Source organism: Aeromicrobium sp. REDSEA-S38_B2, assembly GCF_001628525.1.
Taxonomy (GTDB): Bacteria; Actinomycetota; Actinomycetes; order Propionibacteriales; family Nocardioidaceae; genus Aeromicrobium; species Aeromicrobium erythreum.
In genome coordinates this window covers 1-4,051 of the sequence record NZ_LUNH01000030.1, presented here as the reverse complement: position 1 = coordinate 4,051, position 4,051 = coordinate 1, and the positions used below count along the sequence as shown (strand labels likewise).

At 72.4% G+C, this 4,051-nt stretch carries 4 protein-coding genes and 1 tRNA gene; 3 read left to right on the top strand and 2 right to left on the bottom strand.

Translation table 11 applies throughout. From position 1 onward, the window contains the following. The 3 genes from A6Q81_RS07755 to A6Q81_RS07745 all read left to right on the top strand — a co-directional run. Window positions 1-842, top strand: an 842-nt coding sequence (locus A6Q81_RS07755; protein WP_286690081.1) for a glycoside hydrolase family 16 protein, incomplete at its 5' end; no start/stop codon positions are given. 110 nt (window positions 843-952) lie between these two features. After that, entirely contained in the window at window positions 953-1,918 is a 966-nt protein-coding gene (locus A6Q81_RS07750; protein ID WP_286690080.1) for a GGDEF domain-containing protein, read from the top strand. Window positions 1,919-1,964: 46 nt separating this feature from the next. Beyond that, window positions 1,965-2,603: a potassium channel family protein gene (locus tag A6Q81_RS07745; protein WP_067857544.1), complete on the top strand. Its 639-nt coding sequence runs from the start codon at window positions 1,965-1,967 to the stop codon at window positions 2,601-2,603. A gap of 97 nt (window positions 2,604-2,700) precedes the next feature. Here the strand turns inward: A6Q81_RS07745 and A6Q81_RS07740 are convergent. Both A6Q81_RS07740 and A6Q81_RS07735 read right to left on the bottom strand, forming a co-directional pair. After that, window positions 2,701-2,786 (bottom strand) — tRNA-Leu (locus A6Q81_RS07740). A gap of 78 nt (window positions 2,787-2,864) precedes the next feature. Further along, on the bottom strand, window positions 2,865-4,051 hold a 1,187-nt coding region (locus tag A6Q81_RS07735; protein ID WP_286690079.1), incomplete at its 5' end, for a DUF445 domain-containing protein.

The window sequence follows — 4,051 nt, the reverse complement described above, 5'->3', positions numbered from 1 at the left end:
CGGCGAGCCCGACCCCGACGCCTGAGCCCACGCCGCCGGGCAGCACCACCCGGACCTGCGACGACCTGAACTCGCCGCAGCGCCGCACGCTGAGCTTCGCCGACGAGTTCGACGGGACGGGCCTCGACACCACCAAGTGGCGGGTCCGCGACCGGACGCACCTCTCGTTCGACGCGGCGTACGTGACGAAGGACGCGGTCGACGTGTCCGACGGGACCCTCACGATCGAGGGACGTCGCCGCTCGACGCCGGCGTCGGTCTCCAGCGGTGTCCGGGAGCGGTGGTACGACACGGGCTACCTCGACACCGTCGGGACGTTCTCCCAGAAGTACGGACGCTGGGAGATGCGGGCCAAGCTGCCGACGTCGCGCGCGATGACCCGCGGCGTCTGGCCGGCCTTCTGGCTGCGCGGTGACCGCACCAACGGCGAGATCGACGTCATGGAGGCCTACGGCGGCGAGTCGACACAGCGCTGGAACCCTGCCGGCTCCTACACGACGACGCTGTGGGAGGACACCAACCTGGGCAAGCAGCGCGGCGAGTGGTACTCGTGGGCGCACCAGAACTGGGCGACGCGGACGCCCGGCGTGTACGAGGGCTTCCACACCTACGGCTTCAACTGGACGCCGGACTGCATGCAGTTCACCTACGACGACCAGGTGCTGTCGACGATCCCGATCGAGCAGGTGCCGTGGGCCCGCACGGCCTTCGACAGCCCGTTCAACATCCGGCTCAACATGCAGGTGGGCTCGTCCTACTGGGGCATGCCCGACCAGCAGCACACCAAGGACGCCTTCGACTACGTCGTCGACAGCGTCAGGGTGTACCGCGTGAATCCGTGAGGGCGCGCGACGGACGATCGGGGGAAGCGACAGGAGGACGGCCGGCGGAACGACCGCCGTGGCGGCGTCCTGGCGCATGGGACCTGCGGGTCTGGCACGTCTGCGGCGCGGTGGCGGTGTTCGTCGAGTCGGTGGTGCTGGCGGTGACGGCCGCGACGAGCACACCGCCCGGCAGCCCGACACCGGTGGCCCTGCTCGTCGCTCCCCCGCTCGCCGCGCTGGTGCTGATGGTCTGCCTGCGGTCCGGCTGCTGGCGGCGTCGGTTCACGCTGCTGCTGTGGCCTGCCGCCGTGTGCGTGCTGTACGGCCTCGTCGGGGTCGACACGCCCGCCGCTGCGCGCCTGGTGCCGGGGCTGATCAGCATGGCGTTCGTGTTCGCGGGGCTCACGCAGCCGCCGTGGCGCTCGCTGTGGCTGCTGGTCCCGGCCGTGCCTGCGTTCGTCGTCGCGTGGGGCGGGCTGGAGGGACCTGTGCTGCAGCGGACCACGGCGACGGCCGTCATGTGGGTGATCGTCGCCGAGCTGCCCGCGCGCCTCATCACGCACCTGAACGAGCAGCGGGCGGAGCTGGAGCGCCTGGCGCGGACCGACCCGCTCACCGGCGTGCTCAACCGGCGCGACCTCGTGTGTCGCCTCGAGGCGTCGTCGGGGCGCTCCACCGTGTCCGTGATCGACGTCGACGGTTTCAAGCGGTTCAACGACACGCACGGCCACGTCGCCGGTGACGACCTCCTGCGCAGGCTGGGTGCGCTGCTGGCCTGCAGCGTCCACGGCTCCGGCGACGTCTTCCGCACGGGCGGTGACGAGTTCGTGCTGGTCCTCGACGAGGACGAGGCGTCGGCCCGGCGCCGGCTCGAGGAGCTGCGCCGGTGGTGGGCGGCCACCGAGCAGGTGACGCTCAGCATGGGCGTCGCACCCGGCGGCCCCGAGGGGCTACGGCACGCCGACCTCGACATGTATGGCGACAAGCGTCTGCGGCGGGCGGCCGAGCAGGTCACGGAGTCGCCGCCCCCGCCCCGACACTCCCCCGGCGGGTCCTCGCCCGACGCCTCCGAGGCCGAGGGCGCGTCCGGCTGACAGGGCTGCTCTTCGCCACCGCGGCGCTGGGCCCAGGATGGTGGCCATGACTCGTGTCGAGCGCTGGGAACGTCGCGCAGAGGTCCCGCTGCTGCTGCTGTCCCTGGCCTTCCTGGTCGCCTACGCCTGGCCGGTCCTGGACCCGCGCCTGGACCGGGGGTGGCGGGAGTTCTTCGAGACCGTGTCTTGGACGGTCTGGGCCGCGTTCGCCCTCGACTTCGTCGTGCGGCTGGGGCTCGCCGACGACCGGAGGGACTACGCGGTGCGTCACTGGTACGACGTCGCACTCATCGCGGTGCCGATGCTCCGCCCGCTGCGGCTGCTGCGCCTCGTGGCCCTGCTGCGGATCCTCGACCGGTCCGCCGCGGGGAGCCTGGCCGGCCGCACGCTGGTCTACGTGTCGGGGGCCGCCGTCGCGTCGGTCGGCCTCGCCTCGCTCGCCGTCCTCCAGGCCGAGCGCGACGCGCCCGACGCGACCATCACGTCCTTCGGCGACGCGCTCTGGTGGGCGTGCGTGACCGTCACGACCGTCGGCTACGGCGACTACTCCCCCGTCACGACGCAGGGTCGTGTCATCGCCGTCGTGCTCATGGTCGTCGGCATCGGCGTGGTCGGCTCGGTCACCGCGTCGGTGGCCACGGCGATGCTCGCCCGCGCGGAGCGGGAGCGCCGCACGTCAGGGTGATCGCGCGCAGAGACCCGCGCCCGGACGTGCGGGGTCGCACCGGCAGGCCACCAGGAACGACAAGAGGAGACCGGCCTCGCGGCCGGTCTCCTCAACGTGTCCGAGGGGGGACTTGAACCCCCATGCCCGTAACCGGGCACTAGCACCTCAAGCTAGCGCGTCTACCTATTCCGCCACCCGGACGTGGACCTCGTAGAGGTCCGTGGTGCAGTCAGGAACTGTACCAGGGGTGCTGCGCGACCCGCGCACCCCACCCCCTGCTCAGACGAGGTGGCTGAGGGTGTGGATCACGAGGCCGGCCAGGCCACCGACGACGGTCCCGTTGATGCGGATGAACTGCAGGTCGCGCCCGACGTGCAGCTCGACCTTGCGCGCGGTCTCCACGCCGTCCCAGCGGTCGACGGTGGCCGAGATGATCGTGGCCACCTCAGACCCGTAGTGCTCGACGAGGTAGGCGCCGGCGTCGGCGACGACCCGGTCGCCACGGGCCTGCAGCTCGGTGTCGTGCTGCAGCCGGTCGGCCAGCGCGTGCAGCTCCTGCAGCGCACGGCGGCGCAGCATGCCGTCCTCGTCCTGGAGGGTCTCGACCAGCGCGCGGCGCAGGGCGTCCCAGATCGCCACGCCCGTCGTCGTGACCTGGGGCTGGTTCAGCATGCGGCTCTTGAGCCGCTCGAAGCGCTCCTGCGTGGCCTCGTCGGACTGCAGGTCGTCGACGAGACGACCGAGCCAGCCGTCGAGCGCCCGGCGGGCGCGGTGCTCGGGCTGGTCACGGATCTCCTGCACCCAGGTGACCGCCTCGAGGTGCAGCCGCGAGCCGACCCGCTCGTCGACCCACTGCGGCGTCCACCAGGGGGCACGCTCCCCCACCAGCGCCATCACCTCGTCCTCGTTCTCGAGCAACCACGCGTGCAGCTCGTCGAGCACCAGGTCGACCATGCCGACGTGCGCCCGCTCGGCGAGCACGTCGCCGAGCAGCTTGCCGGCCACCGGCGCGAGCGGCTCCTCCACGAGCCGCGGCACGATGGCGTCGCGCACGAGGGCGGCGACGTCGTCGCGCTTGACGCGGGTGAGCGCGTGCGCGGTGATCTTGGACCCCTCACGCACGAGCCGCTCGGCGTGGTCGCCCTCGGCGAGCCAGACGCCCGCACGCCGCGTGAGCTCGGCGGAGTCGAGCCGCTCCTTCACGACCTCCGGGCGCAGGAAGTTCTCGGTCACGAACTCCTGCAGGCTGGCGCCGAGCGAGGCCTTGCGGCGCGGGATGATCGCGGTGTGCGGGATGGGCAGACCGAGCGGGTGCCGGAACAGCGCCGTGACCGCGAACCAGTCGGCGATCGCGCCGACCATGGCGGCCTCGGCCGCGGCGTTGACGTAGCCCCACGCGCCGCCCTGCTCACGGGTCAGGAGGAACACGACGGCCGCGACGACGAGCAGCGGCGTGGCCACGACGC

Bases quoted from the DNA above. Each gene is read 5' to 3' on its own strand.
- A6Q81_RS07745 (WP_067857544.1), top strand. From the start codon at position 1,965: ATGACTCGTGTCGAGCGCTGGGAACGTCGCGCAGAGGTCCCGCTGCTG.